The sequence below is a fragment of the uncultured Thiodictyon sp. genome (assembly GCF_903946935.1).
Classification (GTDB): Bacteria; Pseudomonadota; Gammaproteobacteria; order Chromatiales; family Chromatiaceae; genus Thiodictyon.
On sequence record NZ_CAJAXH010000125.1, the window covers coordinates 1 to 17,774 of the forward strand.

Below are 17,774 nucleotides of genomic sequence, written 5' to 3' on the forward strand. Positions count from 1 at the left end.
GCTTGTGCCGAATGAGATTGGATCTTATTTGCGCGGTTCGACCGCTACCAAACGCTTCAAAATGCATGAACCGCTCGCCGATGCCCGGGCGGCGAAGAATGGGATTCGTGATGAAAGGCGAGTTTTCTGCCAGGCACTAGGTAAGCAGCCGGTCAGCCATGAGCTCGCCGCGGCAGCGCGCGACAGGGCCGCCAGCTCAGACCTTGAGCAACGGCTGATCGGGTGAAAATGACTAGAAGAGGCAGAGGACCAATGCATGGACATCACCTACCTTGACGACGCCAAGCTCACGGTCGAGGCCGCCATCGACCTCTATCGGCGCTCCACGCTCGGCGAACGGCGGCCCCTTGACCGGCCCGACATTTTTGCGGGTATGATCGACAACGCCAGTCTCACCGTGACCGCTTGGCATGACGAGCGCCTGGTGGGCATCGCACGCACGCTCACCGATTTTACCTATGTCGCCTATCTCGCCGACCTGGCCGTCGACCGCGACTATCAGCGACTGGGTATCGGCAAGCGGCTCATCCAGGAGACCAAGCAACGGCTGGGTAGTGAGTGCATGATCGTGCTCTTGGCTGCACCGCGGGCGCACGCGTATTACTCCAAGCTCGGTTTTGAACCCAACCCGCGGGGGTGGATGCTCAAGGGCAGTTGACATTATGAATATTGTGACGACGCACGACCTGTTCCGGAAAGGCGACTTGGTGGATTTTTCGCTTGGCGTATTCACCTGCGGCATCCCACGCGCCACCATCAGGCAGGTGAAGGCGGCACTACCCAACGATGGCTTTCACAAATTCCTGATAAGGGGCGCAAGAGAGTGGTTCTCAGCGCATCCGTTCAGCGCGCCTCCTTTCATGAAGTGGTAGACCATGCACCGACGCAAACTCTCGACAACCTCACCGAGCCCGACGCCGCCCGCACGATGCGCGATGGGCTACGCAACCTCTATTCGGTCATCAAGGATCAGGACGCGCACATTCGCTTCGTCTTTCTGACCGGGGTCAGCAAGTTCAGCAAGGTCAGCATTTTTTCGGGGCTCAACAACCTGCGCGACATCACGGTATCCGCCGACTATTCCGCCCTGTGCGGCTATACCGAACGGGATGTAGACAGGGTCTTCGCACCCGAGCTCGCCGGTCTGGACCGCGACCTGATCCGCCGCTGGTACAACGGCTACAACTGGACCGGTGAGGCGGTCTATAACCCATTTGACCTGCTGCTGCTCTTTCAGGAGCGCGAGTTCCGCACCTGGTGGTTCGAGACCGGTACCCCGACCTTCCTGGTGGACCTGCTCACCGAGCGCGGCTTTTTCACTCCCACACTCGCCTTCAAGGCGGTGGAGTTGGAACCCGCGGGGCGGACCTTGCAGCAGATCAAGGACCGGGGCTATGCCGACAAATACCGCGCGGCGGGTCAGCCGATCCATCTGATCGGGATCGAATTCAGCCGGGAACAGCGTGCGCTGGTAGGGTTCGAGGTGGAAACCCAGTAGGGAATACTTACCCAATCTCCGCAGCGGTGTCACGAGGACCGGGCGCTGTCCGTCGACCTGCCGGGACCGCTCGGGTTACCCTAAGAGAACCCCATCCACCAGGGTCAACCCGATGCATCGCCCTCCCCCGTCCATGTCCCTGACGCTGCGTTTGTTCGTGGTGGGAATGCTGCTGGGCGCTGCTGTCCTGACCCAAGCGGCGGACACCAGCGACCTGCCCAGCCCGGCGCCGCGCTCCCAGATCGCCGCCCTTGGGCGGGTCGAGCCGATCTCGGAGGAGATCCGCATCGCCGCGGCCATGACCGGCCGGCTCGCGGACGTGATGTTGGACGAGGGTGACCCGGTCCATCAGGGCCAGGTGGTCGCAACCCTGGAGAACGCGGACCATCTGGCGCGGGTCCAGGCGGCGGAGGCCTCCGTCGGCATCGCCCGCGCCGCCCTGGACCGCGTGATCAACGGGGCACGCCCGTCCGAACGGGACGAGGCGGCCGCCGCGGTCAGTGAGGCGCAGGCAGTACTGGCCCGCGCCGAGCGCGAACTCGCCCGGCAACAGGGGCTGGCGGAAAAGCGCCTGGGCAGCGGTCAGGACCTGGACAACGCGCGCAGCGCGCTGGACGTGGCCCACGCCCAACTCGCACGGCTGCGCGCCCACCTGGCGGTGGTGGACAGCCCGGCGCGGGCGGACGAGCAGGCCAAGGCGCAGGCGGAGCTGGCCTTGGCGCAGGCGCAGCTCGCCGTCGCGCGGGCGATCTATGAGAAGTCATTCATCCGCAGCCCGATCGACGGGGTGGTCCTGCGCCGTTTCCGGCGCGCCGGTGAGCAGGTCACCGAGATGGGCGACACCCCGATCATGGCGGTGGGCGACATCGCGCACCTGCGGGTGCGCGCCGAGGTGGACGAGGCGGACATCGCACTCCTGCGGCTCGGTCAGGACGCCTCCATCCAGGCCGACGCCTATGGCGAGCGCCGCATCCCGGGCAAAGTGGGACGCATCGGCAACCTGATGGGCCGCAAACAGATCACCTCGGACGACCCCGCGGAACGCAAGGACAGCCGCGTCCTGGAGGTGCTGATCGACCTGGCCCCGGGGGTCTCCATCCCGATCGGGCTGCGGGTCAATGTCTATATCGCGATCCCGGCGCCGGCCGGTGAATCACAATAAGAAAATCGTCCGCAAATGAACGCAAATGAACGCAAATGAACGCAAATAGGAATCGTCGATTCAGCAAAAAAGATAAACCCGGAAATATCGATGAAGCACAGAGGCTCAGAAAAATGAAAAAATTACGTTATTACCGAGCCAAGTGCTCATTATGGGTGACTACGCCCCGAACATCGCACGCTTTTCTGATTTGCGTTCATTTGCGTTCATTTGCGGACCAATCGTCCTTAATAAAATGAAGCGCGGCCGCTCTCATTGGGGTGCGGGGATGGCGGGGCTGCTCGCCTGGCGCAACCTCGCCCATGACCGCTCGCGCTTTGTCGTCACCCTGGTGGGGATCATCTTCGCGGTGGTGTTGATCGCCATGCAGATCGGGCTCTTCCTGGGCTTCTCCGACAGCACCACCACGATCATCCGCCACACCAACGCCGACTTCTGGATCGTCGCCAAGGGCTCGCAGAACTTCGAGGTCACGCTGCCCATCAACGAGCGCGAGCTCTACCTCGCCCGCTCGGTCCCCGGGGTCGCCCAGGCCGAGGCCCTGCTGGTTCAGTTCACGCTCTGGAAGAAGCCCGACGGGGGCAACGAGAGCGTCATCGTCCTGGGCTCGAACCTCAACACCGGGCTCGCCGGCCCCTGGCACATCGTCGAGGGCCAACTTGAGGACCTGCGGCGGCCGGATGCGGTGATGATCGACCGGGTGTTCCTGGACAAGCTCGGCGTCAGCACGGTCGGCACCCGGGTGGAGATCAACGGGCGGCGCGCGATCGTGGTCGGGTTCACCCAGGGGATCCGCTCCTTCACCACCTCCCCCTGGGTCTTCGCCTCCTACCGCAACGCCCAGTACCTGAGCGGGTTCGCCGAGGACGCGACCAATTATGTCATCGGGCGGCTGCACCCCGACGCGGACCCGGCGCGCGTGCGCGACGCCCTGGCCCAAATCCTGCCGCGCACCGACGTCTATCTGAGCGAACAGTTTGCCACGCGCACCCGCGATTACTGGATGTTCACCACCGGGGCCGGGGCCTCGGTGCTGATCTCCGCCGTGCTCGGGCTCCTGGTGGGGGTGGTGATCGTCGCCCAGGTGCTCTATGCCACCACCGTCGATCATCTGCCGGAGTTCGGTACCCTGAGCGCCATGGGGGCCCCGCGCGCCTTCATCTACAAGGTGATCCTGGGTCAGGCGGTGATCAGCGCCACGCTGGGCGGGCTGCCCGGCATCGCCGTCTCCATGATCATCGCCAAGGGCAGCGAGTCCACCGCCGCCGCCATCCTGGTCCCGCCCTGGCTGGTCGCCCCGCTCTATGGCATCACGCTCGCGATGTGCATCCTGGCCTCGGTCGCGTCCATCCGCAAGGCCATGAGCATCGACCCGGCGATGGTCTTCCAACGATGATCCGGAAGAAAGCTATTCAGTCCGCAAATGAACGCAAGTAAACGCAAATCAAGACTGGCTGCGGCAGTGATGCCGCAGATATCGCAATGGGCAAGCGATGGTCATGCACGTGGTGCGGCGAACTGCAAAGCCAACCACTGCCCCGCTGAAAACGATCGACTCTTCATTACGCTATTTGGTATTTTCTTTATTTGCGTTCATTTGCATTCATTTGCGGACAATCATCTTCCTGACCCATTGGCGCGCTCCGAATGACACGTCCGGCCTTGGAGACCCGCGACCTGTCCATGGTCTATGGCACCGGAGACACCGCCGTGCGGGCACTGGACGCCGTGGACTTCCAGGCGAGTGCCGGGGAGATCCTGGCACTGATGGGACCATCGGGGAGCGGCAAGACCACCCTGCTGATGCTCCTGGGCTGCCTGCTGCACCCCACCGCGGGCGCGGTGTGGGTGGAAGGGCAGCCGCTCGCCGGGTTGTCCAACCACGCACTGGCGCAACTGCGCCTGCGGCGCATGGGGTTCATCTTCCAGAGCTACAACCTGTTTCCCGCCCTCACCGCGGCGGAGAACATCCAGGTCGCGCTGGAACTCAAGGGGCGGGACCTCGGGGAGGCGACCGAACTGCTGGACCGCGTGGGCCTGGCCGGGCGGCTGCGCAACTACCCCCGCCAACTGTCCGGCGGTGAAAAGCAGCGCGTCGCCATCGCCCGCGCCCTGGCCGGCGACCCGCCCATCCTGCTCGCCGACGAACCCACGGCCGCCCTGGACTCAGTCACCGGCCGTACCGTGGTCAAGTTGCTGGCGGACCTGGCCCACGCACAGGGCCGGGCGGTGGTGGTGGTGACCCATGACCCACGGGTCGGCGAACTGGCGGATCGGGTGGTGCGCATCGAGGATGGGCGACTGCGCCCCTGAGCAAGGCTCAACACCGACGCCCCTCTCCCGCCTCGCGTGATACCGCTGCCTCTCGTGACACCGCTCGAGCGGTGTCACGCGTGTGTTGGGCGCTTCGCGCCCCGAGGGTTTGGGCAACGCACTGCCGCCAGAGGCTCCGGTACCGGGGCGGGAACTCCCGGCGCAGAGCGCCTAATACATGGGTGACACCGCGTAGCGGTGTCACCAGAACAAGAGCTCAATTGGTTGAAGCGGACCCGGTGGATCTCCCCGATGTTGTTGAGCGTCGCGCCCTCGCCGGCCCGGTCGCCGATCTCCTGCCGGATGGCGAGGGCACGTTGGTAAAGGTCGAGCGCCCGGCCCGAATCGTCGCGGGCCTGGTGGATCTCCCCGGTGTTGTTGAGTACCAGGCCCTCGCCCGCACGGTCGCCGGTCTCCTGCCAGATAGCGAGCGAGCGTCGGTAATGGTCGAGCGCTGGGTCCAACTGGCCGCGGCCCCCGTAGATCTCCGCGATGTTATTGAGCGTCCCGCCCTCGCCTGCGCGGTAGCCGGTCTCCTGCGAGATGGCGAGGGCGCGTTGGTGAAGGTCGAGCGCCCGGTCCGACTCGCCGCGGACCCAGTGGATCACTGCGATGTTGTTGAGCGACGCGGCTTCGCCCGCGCGGTTGCCGGTCTCCTGCCAGATGGCGAGCGCGCGTTGGTAAAGGTCGACCGCCCGGTCCAGCTCGCCGCGGGCCCGGTGGACCTCCCCCATGTTGTTGAGCGTCGCGCCCTCGCCCTCACGGTCGCCGATCTCCTGCGAAATGGCGAGACCATCTTCCAGATAGCCGAGCGCGGTCCGGTAGTCGCCGAGATGCCAATACTGCGCGCCGGTTAGATTCAGTACCGCAGCCCGGGTCTTGGGCTCGGCCGACTCGCAGACTGGCGGCAGCCAATGCTTCAGCAGGCTGGCATAGAGCCCGGCCCGGGTCATCGGCCCGACGATCACGTTCAACACCCACCGATCGGCCTCGGGCCGCCGCCCGGCGGCAAGCAGAGCGTCATGGACCGCAACCGCCTGCTCTTGATTCCGCCGTGCGGTGCGATAGCAATAGAGCTGAAAATCCGCCGCGACCCCAAGCCAGTCCGCCTCCAACCCGCCCCCGGGCTGCCGCGCCAGCCAATCGGCGACCGTCCCCGGGCACTGGTATTCCCGGGTCAGCAAATCCGGCGCATCCCGCTGCTCGACGAGCGAAACCGCGAGCAGTCCGTCCAGTAGCCAGCGCGGCTCGGGCAGGTCAAGCCCGAGTTTGACGATGCCCTCGATCGGGACCGGGGTGCGGTAGGCCGGCAAGCGACGCAGCAGTGCGCGCTCGGCGTCCGTGCGGTGGGCGACCACCAGGTCCAGTGCCATATCGGTCTGGAGTTCGGCGCCGGCGGCGGCCAGCCGCTCCAAGAAGGCGTCTTCCTCAATGCTCCCAAGGTCCCGAACGGCGGCGGCGAAGAACTGGAGCCCGCGCGGGTTACCGTGCAGGACCCGACCGCCGTGCTGCTCCAGCAGCAGTCGCAACAGGATGCAGGCGCGGGCCTGCTCGTCCGGGCACTGGGCGACCAGGCGGTCGTAGCGCTGGGCGCGCTCCGCGGTCAGTCCGAATTCGAGCTCCAGCCGGAAATCCGCCCAGCGGTTGCCCGGCCGGGCGGACCAGGCGAACACCGTCGCGCCGGCCCGGCCCAGGTCCGCGGCCAGGGTGCCGGCGAGCGCGGTCTTGCCCTGGCCGCCGGGCCCGGTGATCAACAGTTGGCGGCGCCGGCGGGTGCCGAGTGCCCCTTGCAGCCCGCGCAGCTCCCGGCGCCGGCCGACGAAGCGTGCGGGTAGGGTGACAGTGGCGAGCGAGCGGCTCGGCGGGCGCGCGGCCGGCGGCTCCGGCCGGAAGGACCAGTCGATCAGTGGCCGGCCCGGGTCGGCGCAGAGTTGCATGGGCAGGCACCATTGGCCCAGGCTCAGTTCGGCGTGTACCCCCGCGGTGCCGCTTTGGGGCTCGCGCCAGGTCTGGCCGGCCAGCGGGCGGGCGATGGCGCCGCGGGCCGCCTGCATGGCGCAATCAATGCGCTCGCGCTGGCCCACGGCATCGCAGAAGGCGCGGGCGAAGGCAATGGCGGCCGGGTCCAGGATCGACTCGCGCATGCCGATCACATGGGGCACGCCGGCCAGCGCGAGCCGGCGAGCAAGCCCACTGTTCAAGGCATCGGAGGCGGACTTGCCGGACTCGCAGGCGGACAGCACCAGGCATTGGACCCGGGTGCCAACGAAGGCTTGGGCGATGGCGGTCTCGTCGCGGGGGTCGGACTCGCCGTCCGGTCCCTCGAAGACGAAGACGCCCTGACCCGGGGCGCCGTCCAGCGCTTCGGTGTGGAACCGCCCGTGGCCGCTCAGGAAGCCGAGTTGGGGGCCGAATGTTTTGAGTTCGCTGGCGAAGGTCTCGAAGCGCCCATCGTTGGGCATCTTGAGATCGATCCACCCCTCGGCGACCCAGGGCGCCAGTGCCTCCTGCACCGCCGCCTGCTCGGACTCCGTGTCGAGCCGGCCACGCTCCGCGTCCAGGTCATCAGGAAGCGAGGTGAACAGCAGCACCCGCAGCGGCCCCGGCTCGGCCGGTGCCGAAGAAGGCGGTGGGGCGGCGGTCCGCCGCGACAGCGCAAAGCGCGGCTCGCGGGCGAGAAAGCCGTGCCGCGGGTGGTGCAGGATCTCCCAGGGCAGTTGCAGCAGCCCGGGCGCGGCGTTCTCGATAACGATGGGCAGCACGGCCAGACCGGCGGCATTCAGAGCGTCATTGAGCTGCCGATCAAGCGTGTCGGGGTCGCCAGCGGCGCGCCATAATGACTCGCCGATCCGGCGCAGGCGCTCATCGTCGAGCAGTTCGCGGTGGACGTAACTCAGGGCCAGGTCCGCGGCCAGGCGTTTCAACTCCGGATGAGCACGCAGCAAGTCGGCGGGCGGGCGGATGACGAAAGCATCACTGGCAACCTGGGTCGGCATGGGTCAGCGCTGCGCCGGGGCGTCCTGGGGATGGGTCGGCACCGTGCCCGGAAGATCCCAGCGCTCGGCGCCGGTTTCGGCGCCGGCGCCGCGGTGTACCACGACGACGCGCGACCTATAAGGCGCCAGGTCCACCTTGCACGATGCTGAGCGGACCCGCGCGGCCGTCGCCGACGATGGTCCGAGCTCATGGCGCAGGCGCCCGAGCGCGCCACCGGCGCAGGTCACGTTTCCGCACGGCATTCTCCTCCGTCAATCCAGGCGCCCAGATTACTGAGCTACATCGAGCAGTTCAAGCAAGCGGCCGTGATTCTGATTCCGCCCAGCGGAATTCACAGCGCAGAGCGCCTGATACCGGCGTGACACCGCGCAGCGGTGTCACGAGGAGGATTGATAACGGCTAACCCTCAACCCCCAAACTGCGCGGGTCCTGGTGGATGGTGATGTCCGCCTCCGGGAACTCGACCTGCAACGCGGCCTCGACTTGATCGCAGATGGCGTGGGCCGCAATGAGCGGCAGGTTGTCGTCCAGTTCCAGGTGCATTTGCATCACCGGGGTGTGCCCGGAGCGGCGCGTGCGCAACCCGTGGATCCCCCGCACCCCTGGCACCGCGGCCGCCACCGTCTGGATCGTCTCCCGATCCTCGGGCGCCAATTCGCGATCCATCAGCAGGTCCACCGCCTCGCGGGCGATCTGCACGGCGCTGTAGAGGATAAAGACGGCGATGCCCAGCGCAAAGATGGGGTCCAACCCCGGAAAGCCGAAAAAGGCACCCGCCAGCGCGATGAGGGTCGCCGAATTGGTGGCCAGGTCGGTGGCGTAATGCAGCGCGTCGGCGCGGATCGCGGTGGAGTTGGTTTCGCGGATGACATGCCGCTGAAAGGCCAGCAGAATCAGGGTCGCGCCGATGGCGAAGACCATGACCCCGACGCCGACCCCGAGTTGGGCCAACGGCTGGGGATGGATCACCCGATCCACCGCCTCCAGGGCCAGGAACACCGCCGAGCCGGCGATGAAGGCGGCCTGCGCCAACCCGGCCAGGGACTCGGCCTTGCCGTGCCCAAATCGATGGTCTTCATCCGCGGGCAGCAGTGACCAGCGCACCGCCAACAGGTTCACGAGCGAGGCGCCCACGTCCATCAGCGAGTCCACCAGGCTCGCCAGCACACTGACCGACCCAGTCACCAGCCAGGCACCCAGCTTCACCAGGATCAACAGGGTGGCGGTCGCCACCGAGGCATAGGTGGCAAGCCGCAACAGGCGGGCCTTATCGTGTGTCATCGTCATAGCGGTGCAGTCTCAAGCATGGTACAGATGAGGTCGAGTGGCAGCCCCAGTGCCCAGGCGGCGGCGACCGCGGCCAACCAATGCTGGACCGGCCCGGAGCTCGCATCGGCCGGCGTGGCCAGCCGCGACAGTGGCAACAGCGACTCCCGCGCCTCGCCGCTGGCCAGGCAGATGTCGTCGTCGCGTTCGAGCACCGCCCGCCCGCCCTGGGCCAGCGCCGCGGTGACGACCGGATGCCCCGGGTCGCGGGAAAACCAGATGACGGCGCCGCGGCACCGCTCGGCCATCCCTGCCACCAGGGGGTCTTCGGCATTGAGTACCGCGGTGCCGTCGGGCGTCACCGCCTCGACCACACAGCGCTTGACCCGCACCAGTTCATCCACCGACTCGCCGCCCGGCGCCACCGGCTCGGCCGGGACCCCGAGATGGGTCACTACGCCGACCAGGCAGCGGTCGAAACCCAACCCTTCGCTACGGATGCCCTCCCCCGCCACCTCCAGCACCGCCGCCGCCAGCCGCGGATAGAGCAGCAGCGTCCGTGCCCCCTCAGGGCCGGTACTATCGTGGGGGCTTAACGTGCGCTCCCCGGTGTGCAACCCGGCGGCGTCGGCCAGACCCACCAGGTCGCCGCGGGCGCGCAGCAAGCGGGCGATGAGCCGGGCCACGCCCGTCGTGCCGCCGACCCCAGTCACCGCTACCACCGGGATACGACCGTCCGCGCCGGGCGAGAACAGCAGGTCGAGGATCGCCTCGCCGACCGGGCGCGGGCGACCGGCGGAGGGCTCCAGGTGCATCCGCAGCCCAGGTCCGGCGTTGACCTCCACGATACCGCCGCCCTGCTCCTCCAGCGGCCGGCCGATGTCCTGCGCCAGGACGTCGACCCCGGCGATATCGAGACCGACCACCCGGGCCGCGTCCACGACCCGGGCGACCACCTCGGGGTGGACCTCGTCGGTCACATCGGTGGCGGTCCCGCCGGTGCTGAGATTGGCATTGTGACGTAACAAGACCCGCTGGCCGGGCGTCGGCACCGATTCGGTCGTCAACCCCTGGTCGGCGAGGATCGCGTGCACCGTCTCGTCCAATTCGATCAGGCTCAACACCGTGGCATGTCCGGCGCTGCGGCGCGGGTCCAGGTTGACCTCGGCCACCAGTTGCCGGATGGTGGAGCGACCATCGCCGATGACCTGGGCCGGCTCGCGCCGGGCCGCCGCCACCAGCCGCTCGCCGACCACCAGGAGGCGATAATCGGACCCCGTAATGAAGCGCTCGCACAGGACTTCCGACCCCTCCTTGCGGGCGACGGCAAAGGCCTGTTCGACCTGCCCCGGGGTGCTCAACTGGGTGGTCACGCCACGCCCATGGTTGCCATAGCGCGGCTTGACCACCACCGGCACGCCCAGCTCCTGGGCAAACCGCCAGGCCTCCTCCGCACTCGTGACCGGCCGCCCCACCGGCACCGGCACCCCCGCGGCGGCCAGCAGCAGGCGCGTTAAGTCCTTGTCCTGGGCGATCGACTCGGCGATGGCGCTGGTGCGGTCGGTCTCGGCGGTCCAGGCCCGCCGCTGGCAGCGACCCCAACCCAGTTGCAGCAGGTTTTCGCTCCCCAGGCGCCGCACCGGGATACCCCGGGCCTTGGCCGCCACGGCGATGGCATGAGTACTGGGACCCAGGCGCACCTCATGGCACAGGTCGCGCAAACGCGTGAGCTCATCCGCCATCGCGAATGGCCGGTCATGGATGGCGGCGAGCAGGAGCAGGCGGGCGGTCTCCACCGCGGCGCAGCCCAGGGCCTCCTCCTCATATTCGATGGCGACCCGGTAGACGCCCTCCTGCTCGGTCTCCCGGGCACGGCCATAGCCCACCGAAGTACCGGCCAGGGTCTGGAGCTCCAAGGTGACATGCTCCAGGATGTGGGCCATATAGGTGCCCCGCTCCAACCGCTGGAAGAAGCCGCCGCGCTCGCCCACGCTGCACTCGTGCTCGATCAGCGAGGGCAGCCAGGACTTGAGCCGGTCATTGAAGCCCGGGATCTCCTCGGAGGAGCGGTCCTTGACCTCGCCCAGGTCCAAGAGCAGCTCGAGCACCGGGAAATGCGCCCAGATGTTGGGTCCACGCAGGACCCGCAGGCGTCGGATATGAAGCAATTTGACCCCCTGCGCCGGCGCACGGCTCGGCTGGGTATGATAGATGGGCGCCCAATCCCGCCGGGCCTGAGGCGCCGCCCTTGATGCTGGAAGGAATCATTGTCCGCAAATGAACGCAAAAAACGCAAATGAGATTAGTCCGTAGGGTCCGCTGCGCGGACCAACCCCCCCGGATGACAATATGGACCCAGCGCCCCGCCGCTCGTCCTTAAGCCAGCGGTACCGCTGCCTCGGGGAGCGCGGCCACCGGATGGTCCAGGGCCAATCCCTGATACGCCTCACTCTCCGCCAAGCGGGCGCGGACATAGTCGACGGTCTCGTCGATCACATCCGCCTGGATCAGGATCAGGTCCCCCGCCTGGGCCAGCCACAGGGCGGCCTCCACCGCGTGCTGCCAGCCGTGGATCGTCTGGACCTCCTGGACCCGGTCGCCGCGGGTGAGCCCCTGCGCGAACAGTGACATGATCTCACCCGGCTGGCGCCCGCGGGTATAGTGGTCCTCATAGAGGATCACACGGTCGAAGGCATGACCCAGGATCTCGCCCTGCCGGATCAGGTCGGCGTCGCGGCGATCCCCCGCGGCCGAATAGACCGCCAGGCGCCGCCCGTGAGGAAAGGCCGCCAGGGCCTCGATCATCGCCAGCAGGGCCGACGGATTGTGGCCATAGTCGAAGACCGCTGTGGCACCGTTGATGGAGAGCACATTGAACCGCCCGGGGCTCTTGTCCAGGTCGGCACCGAAGGTCTCAAGCGCGGCGCCCAGGGTGGCCAGGGGCAGGCCCAGCGCCCACAGCGCCCCGGCACCGGCCAGACAATTCTCGATCTGGAAACCGACCCGACCGCCACCGGTGAGCGGAATCTGTGAGAGCGCGAGCAGCACCCATTCGGCCTCGCCCTCGGCCAGGATCAGGTCCTGTCCGCGCACGAAGGCCACCCGCCCACCCTCGCGGCGCTGCCGCAGGATCACCGGATGCTCACCGTTGCGAGCGAAAAACAGCACCTTGCCCTTGCAGTAACGGGCCATCCCGGCGACCAATGGGTCCTCGGCATTGAGCACGGCGGTGCCCCGGGGGGCGACCCCGCGCACCACCGCCTGTTTGACCTCGGCCAACCCCGCCACGGTGTCGACCCACCCCAGCCCCAGGTGATCGCCCTCGCCGATGTTGGTGACGACCGCCACGTCGCAGGCATCGAAACCCAGACCCTCGCGCAGGATGCCGCCACGGGCGGTCTCCAGCACGGCCGCCTCCACCTGCGGATTGAGCAGCACCATGCGCGCGCTCTGGGGACCGGCACAATCATCGGTATCGATCCGCCGATCCGCCAGGTAGATACCGTCGGTACAGGTCATGCCGACGAAGCGCCCGGAGACGGCGAGCCCATGGGCGATCAACCGCGTCACCGTCGTCTTGCCATTGGTCCCGGAGACGGCGGCAATCGGGATACGCCCGGTCTCCCCGGGCCGGTAGAGTGTGTCCAGGAAGGCGTCCGCGATGCGCCCAGGGCCTGCCGTCTCCAAATAGAGATCGAGCGGCGGGGCCGCGATCACTTCGCTGATCAGCCCCCCCTGGGACTCCAGTGAGCGGGCGATGTCCGCCGTCACCACCCGGACCTCCGCCACCTCCAGCCCCAGGACCTGGGCGGCATCCAGGGCGCGCGCGCGCACCGCCCCGCAGATCAGACCGCTCACGTCAGTCAGCAACGGGCCGGCGCCATTGCCGCCGGGGCCCGGTTGCCACCACAGCGCGGCGAGGACCCGCCGCCCGGCGACCAGTATCCGATAGTGTGCGCCAGTAACCGGCTCCGGCGCACACTTGAGCCCGACACAGGCCAATAGGGCGCCGAACAATTCGCGCTCCGCCGCCGCCCGCTCGGCGACCGGCACGCTTGGGGCGACGCCGCCACAGGGCAGACGGCGCTGCTGGGCGCCGTGGCCGAGCAACAGCAGTTCCCCGGGGAGCCGGCGCACCGGGATATCGCGGACCCGCGCCGCCGCCATCAGCGCGACACAGGTCGGCGTCGGCCCGGCCTCCCGCGCGGCGGCACGCAATGCGTCCAGATGCAGGGCCAGTTCACAATCGGTCTCGGCCAATAGCGCACGTGCGATCGCCAGGGCGGCCTCGGCGCAAGCCCCGGGCGCCACCCCTTCGACGAATTGGAAGGCCAGCCGGTAGACCCCGGGCTCGGAGGTCCGGCGCACCCGACTGAACAGCGGCCGCCTGGCGACCCGGGCGGACAGTTCCAGCATGATGCCCAGGAGCACCTGGGCCAGCCAGCGCTCATGCCGCCGCCCATGCCAGGGGTGGTCCGGGTCCGCCGGCGGTCGACGCGGCAGGTCCATCCCGGGCAGACAGGCGGCCAAACACGCCCGCAGCCGGCCGGCCGACATCAGCCACTCACCGGGCGGATGGTCGGATAGGTCCAACCAGACCTCAACCACGGGAAAATCGGCCCAAGGGTTGGGGCCGAGCAACGCACGCACTCTGCGGATATCCACGGATGTGATCCGAAATCAATGGCGAACGGGGCAATCTGGTCCGGGCGGCAGAGCGCGACCGACCGGTGGGTCGACCGCCGTCTCAAGGGCCGAGCGACACCTTAGGCTCGGCTGTCACGGGCCGGGCGCCCGCTGCGCGACCCATCGTCGACCCTCCTTGGTCCACAACGGCGACCGGCGACGGTCGGGGGTTGGGAGGTCGGCCCGCAATACTATGCCGAGCGCTGCGTAAAGTCGAGATCCGGGGGGCGGCCGAGCACCCGCCCCAGCCCGCGGCTGGTCGCAGGCCCGCGGTATCCGGCGCGCCGCCCCCGGCGCACAAAAAAAACGCTGGCTTCCTTCTGAAAAAAAAGGATAATTCAGACCGAGTCAAGGCTTCAACTTAAAGATGAGGAATTCAGTATGTCTGCAAACCGCGACGCGACGCTGGCGACCATCCCGGACGCCTTTTCACACGACTTACAAAAGAACTGGGGCTGGCTGCTGGCCTTGGGTCTGAGCTCGATTGCGCTGGGCACGCTCGGACTCTATATGACCTTCGCCATGACTGTGATAACCGTCCTAGTCTTCGGGGTCTTGATCCTCGCGGCCGGCATCTTCCAACTCGTCCATGCCTTCACCTGCATCAGTTGGAAATCCGTGCTTTGGCATGTGCTCATTGCGCTGCTCTATGTGGCGGCCGGGGTCGACATCATGGTCGACCCGGTGCGCGCCTCCGCCATCCTGACCCTGGTGCTGGCCGGGCTGCTGATCGCGGTGGGCGTGCTGCGCGGCCTGATGGCCTTCCAACTGCGCGCGGCGCACGGCTGGTTCTGGCCACTGCTCTCCGGTCTGGTGTCCATCGGTTTGGGCGCCATGATCATCGCTCAGTGGCCGATCTCGGGACTCTGGGTGATCGGCCTGTTCGTCGCCATCGAACTCCTCTTCAACGGCTGGTCCTATGTCTTCATCGCCCTGGCCGCCCGGCGGGCGGCGCGCGAAGGACGGATTTCCGCCTAAGCACACGCCAGCCCACCGGGTCGCGGCCGGGGGCCGCTCCTACCGCGTAGGAGCGGCCCCCGGCCGCGAACAAATTACATCACATACCGGATCCACACCCAGGCGATCAGCAGGGTGCTCAAGGCCACCGGTACGCCGACCTTGGCGAACTCGCCGAATGAGATGTTGAGCCCCTCGCGATTGGCCGCGTCGACCACGATGATATTGGCCAGGCTGCCGATGACAATGAGATTGCTGGAGAGTCCGCTCGCCAGGGCCATCAAGGGACCGGCCTCGTGATCGACGGCATAGGGCAGGAGTAGCATCACGGTCGGCACGTTGGAGGTGAGATCGCTCAGGATGGCACTGACCGCATAGAGCACGCCACTGTCCTGGAGGTTGAATCCGGCGGCCTTCAGGTCCGCGACCAGGTGCTGCGGCATCCCGGTGTCCTGGATGGCGCCATTGACGATGAAGAGCCCGATAAACAGCAGCAACAGCCCCCAATCGACGCGGTTCAGCATATCGCGTGACAGGAAACGGGCATTAAATAACATGAAGGCGCCGGCGCTCGCCGCGACCAGGCCGCGGCTGGCTTGCGTGAAAATGAAGGCATAGAGGATCAGGCCCAGGATCAATAGCCCCTTGATGGTCTCCAGGCGGTCCAGCACCGGTTCCGCCGGTTCCTCCCCGACGGCGCCTACCGTCCGTTGGAGCCGCCAGGACCCGCGATAAAAGAAGACCAGGGCCAGCCACACCACGACCAGTGACAGCACGGCGGGCACCGCCGCATAGCCCATATAGCCGGCGAAAGAGAGATGGAGCTTCTCGCCGATCAGCATGTTTTGCGGGCTGCCGATGATGGTCGCCACCGCCCCGGCATTGGCGGCGAAGGCGATGGCCAACAGAAAGGGCACCGGATTCAGCCCGCGGCGTAGGCTGATCGAGAGCACGATCGGGGTCATGGCCACGGCCACCACATCATTGGTGAGAAAGGCCGACATGATCCCCACCAGGCCGGTGAGCAGCGCGAGCAGGATGGCCGGCCCGGTCTGGACCCGGCCCACCGCGCTCGACAGCACCCCATAAAGCCCTGACAGCTCGAATTGAATCGAGATCAGCATGAGCCCGAAGAGCATCCCGATGGTGCTGAAGTCGATACTCGCAAGCGCCTGGGCTTGGGTCACCTCGGCGGTGGCCAGGAGCGCGATGGCACCGCCCAGGGCGATGGATGCGCGATCCACCTTGAGCCACGGCAGATGGCCCAGCATCATCCCCAGGTAGACCACGAAGAAGACGACCAGGATGATCGACATGCTCAACCCCGCTGGTGCCGATCGCCTGCCTTACCCGCTGCCGTCGCCGCATGATAGGCACGCCGGATCTCATCCAGGTCCACCGCTGGCTTGGGGTATTGCAGGTCCAACCCCGCCATGGCATCGGCCACGATGTTGGCGACCGCTAGGTTACGAAACCATTTGTGGTCACAGGGAATGGTGAACCAGGGGGCGTGCGCCGTAGACGTGCGCTCCAGGGCCTCGTCAAAGGCCTCCAGATAATCGTCGAAGCATTCGCGCTCCCGGTAGTCGGAATCGCTGATCTTCCACTGCCGATGCGGGTCGTCCAGGCGCTGGGCAAAGCGCTTGAGCTGCTCCTCCTTGGAGATGACCAAACAGAATTTCAGGATGGTGGTACCGTTTTCGGCATGGAGCAGGTGCTCCCATTCATTGATCAGGTCGTAGCGCCGCTGCCAGACCTTGCGCGGGACCGGCTTGTGGACACGAGTGACCAGCACGTCCTCATAATGCGAGCGGTTGAACACCGCCACCTCACCCTTGGCCGGGGCGTGCGGATGAATGCGCCACAGGAAATCGTGTGCCGCCTCCGCCGCCGTCGGTGCCTTGAATCCCTGGACCTTACAGCCCTGGGGGTCCATACCGCCGATGACGTGCCAGCACACCCCATCCTTGCCCGCGGCGTCCAGGCCCTGGAGCACAATCAGGAGTGAGTGCCGGTTGTCGCCATACATCTTGCGCTGGAGCTCGCCGATCCTGGCCTTCACGGACTCCAAGGCCTTTTCCGGGTCCGCCGCGGCGGCCTCCTTGCCGTGATAGGCGGGATCGAATTGCGTGAGCCGCACCTTCGCACCCGGCGCGACGATCAATTGCTTGGTATAGTTCATGTCCACGACCTCCCGACAATGGGTTGGTTCAACGAGACCGGTGTCTGCTCGCGCGACCTTGATCGTCGCTCCCGCCACCGGCCCGGCGCGCGCCCATGACTATTGCGGGTGCGCTTCCACCTCGGCCAACGAGTCCTTGATCGCCTGCATCACCAGCGCGCGGGCCGCCTGCTCATCGACATCGGGCACGTCCCACTCCATGATACGGACATATTTTTTCAGCATGTGCCGCAGGTCCTCGACGATCTCCCGGTGATAGCGCGCGATCTCGATCTGTTCACTTTCGCTCATGGGTCTGTCCTCTGGTTAGGTCCAGCGAAGTGTAGCGGATTCGCACGTGGGCGTGGCGCTCGTTGGCGGCACCGGGTCGGCGGTCCCAAGATCGGGCCGCGCCTGGGGCTGCGACCATGCGCCTTGAGATCGACCGCCGACTCGTCCGCCAAACTGTCGCAGGCCCGGCGCCATGGCGGGCCGCGCGGCGCCCGCAGCGGACCCGATGTGCCATCGCCGCCGAATGCAGAGGTACCGGAAGGGTAGCTTTCTCCCGCGCGCCTTGACGGGTTGTGGGACATGGACTAGTACCGCAGGATGAAAATCCTAATACCGTTTCTGAAGAGCGCGTTGTAAGATGCAAACTTCGTGATCTACTCTGGTTTTTTCGATGCCCTTGCTTCGTCCTGCGCCTGTCCTCGTAACCGATCGCGAGCGTCAAC

At 66.9% G+C, this 17,774-nt stretch carries 15 protein-coding genes; 8 read left to right on the plus strand and 7 right to left on the minus strand.

The features are described 5' to 3' along the window. The 7 genes from QZX93_RS11115 to QZX93_RS11145 form a co-directional block, all read left to right on the plus strand. Positions 1–226, plus strand: a 226-nt coding sequence (locus QZX93_RS11115) for a hypothetical protein (RefSeq protein ID WP_295389260.1), incomplete at its 5' end; no start/stop codon positions are given. A 30-nt stretch (positions 227–256) separates the two neighbouring features. Then, a complete protein-coding gene (locus tag QZX93_RS11120) occupies positions 257–658 on the plus strand; it encodes a GNAT family N-acetyltransferase (protein ID WP_295389263.1) in 402 nt (133 codons plus the stop codon). A 207-nt stretch (positions 659–865) separates the two neighbouring features. Beyond that, positions 866–1,498, plus strand: coding sequence for an AAA family ATPase (locus QZX93_RS11125; RefSeq protein WP_366760197.1), 633 nt, complete (start codon positions 866–868; stop codon positions 1,496–1,498). 112 nt (positions 1,499–1,610) lie between these two features. After that, positions 1,611–2,660: an efflux RND transporter periplasmic adaptor subunit gene (locus QZX93_RS11130; protein ID WP_295389265.1), complete on the plus strand. Its 1,050-nt coding sequence runs from the start codon at positions 1,611–1,613 to the stop codon at positions 2,658–2,660. Positions 2,661–2,928: 268 nt separating this feature from the next. After that, positions 2,929–4,056: an ABC transporter permease gene (locus QZX93_RS11135; RefSeq protein ID WP_295389267.1), complete on the plus strand. Its 1,128-nt coding sequence runs from the start codon at positions 2,929–2,931 to the stop codon at positions 4,054–4,056. A gap of 27 nt (positions 4,057–4,083) precedes the next feature. Further along, positions 4,084–4,311, plus strand: a complete 228-nt coding sequence (locus tag QZX93_RS11140; RefSeq protein ID WP_295389269.1) for a hypothetical protein — start codon at positions 4,084–4,086, stop codon at positions 4,309–4,311. Then, entirely contained in the window at positions 4,308–4,973 is a 666-nt protein-coding gene (locus tag QZX93_RS11145) for an ABC transporter ATP-binding protein (protein WP_295389271.1), read from the plus strand. The genes QZX93_RS11140 and QZX93_RS11145 overlap by 4 nt, the downstream gene beginning before the upstream one ends. A gap of 74 nt (positions 4,974–5,047) precedes the next feature. On the opposite strand, the gene QZX93_RS11150 is transcribed toward QZX93_RS11145, so the two are convergent. The 4 genes from QZX93_RS11150 to QZX93_RS11165 all read right to left on the minus strand — a co-directional run bounded on the left by QZX93_RS11150 (position 5,048) and on the right by QZX93_RS11165 (position 13,901). Beyond that, complete coding sequence (locus QZX93_RS11150) at positions 5,048–7,969, minus strand: tetratricopeptide repeat protein (protein ID WP_295389273.1); 2,922 nt, start codon at positions 7,967–7,969, stop codon at positions 5,048–5,050. A gap of 400 nt (positions 7,970–8,369) precedes the next feature. Further along, positions 8,370–9,257, minus strand: a complete 888-nt coding sequence (locus QZX93_RS11155; protein ID WP_366760193.1) for a cation diffusion facilitator family transporter — start codon at positions 9,255–9,257, stop codon at positions 8,370–8,372. Beyond that, positions 9,254–11,404 carry a cyanophycin synthetase gene (gene cphA / locus QZX93_RS11160; RefSeq protein ID WP_295389275.1) on the minus strand — a complete coding sequence of 717 codons (2,151 nt, stop codon included), beginning with the start codon at positions 11,402–11,404 and terminating at the stop codon, positions 9,254–9,256. Before cphA ends, QZX93_RS11155 begins: the two co-directional genes overlap by 4 nt. A 208-nt stretch (positions 11,405–11,612) precedes the next feature. Next, positions 11,613–13,901: a Mur ligase family protein gene (locus QZX93_RS11165; protein ID WP_295389277.1), complete on the minus strand. Its 2,289-nt coding sequence runs from the start codon at positions 13,899–13,901 to the stop codon at positions 11,613–11,615. Between the two features lie 402 nt (positions 13,902–14,303). On the opposite strand from QZX93_RS11165, the gene QZX93_RS11170 reads away from it, so the two are divergent. After that, positions 14,304–14,900 carry an HdeD family acid-resistance protein gene (locus QZX93_RS11170; RefSeq protein ID WP_295389279.1) on the plus strand — a complete coding sequence of 199 codons (597 nt, stop codon included), beginning with the start codon at positions 14,304–14,306 and terminating at the stop codon, positions 14,898–14,900. 74 nt (positions 14,901–14,974) lie between these two features. Here the strand turns inward: QZX93_RS11170 and QZX93_RS11175 are convergent, their stop codons facing one another. The 3 genes from QZX93_RS11175 to QZX93_RS11185 form a co-directional block, all read right to left on the minus strand. Next, positions 14,975–16,195: an SLC13 family permease gene (locus QZX93_RS11175; protein WP_295384735.1), complete on the minus strand. Its 1,221-nt coding sequence runs from the start codon at positions 16,193–16,195 to the stop codon at positions 14,975–14,977. A gap of 2 nt (positions 16,196–16,197) precedes the next feature. Further along, complete coding sequence (locus QZX93_RS11180; RefSeq protein WP_295384737.1) at positions 16,198–17,061, minus strand: PPK2 family polyphosphate kinase; 864 nt, start codon at positions 17,059–17,061, stop codon at positions 16,198–16,200. Between the two features lie 99 nt (positions 17,062–17,160). Continuing rightward, positions 17,161–17,352, minus strand: coding sequence for a hypothetical protein (locus QZX93_RS11185; RefSeq protein WP_295384739.1), 192 nt, complete (start codon positions 17,350–17,352; stop codon positions 17,161–17,163). Positions 17,353–17,774 lie beyond the last annotated feature (422 nt).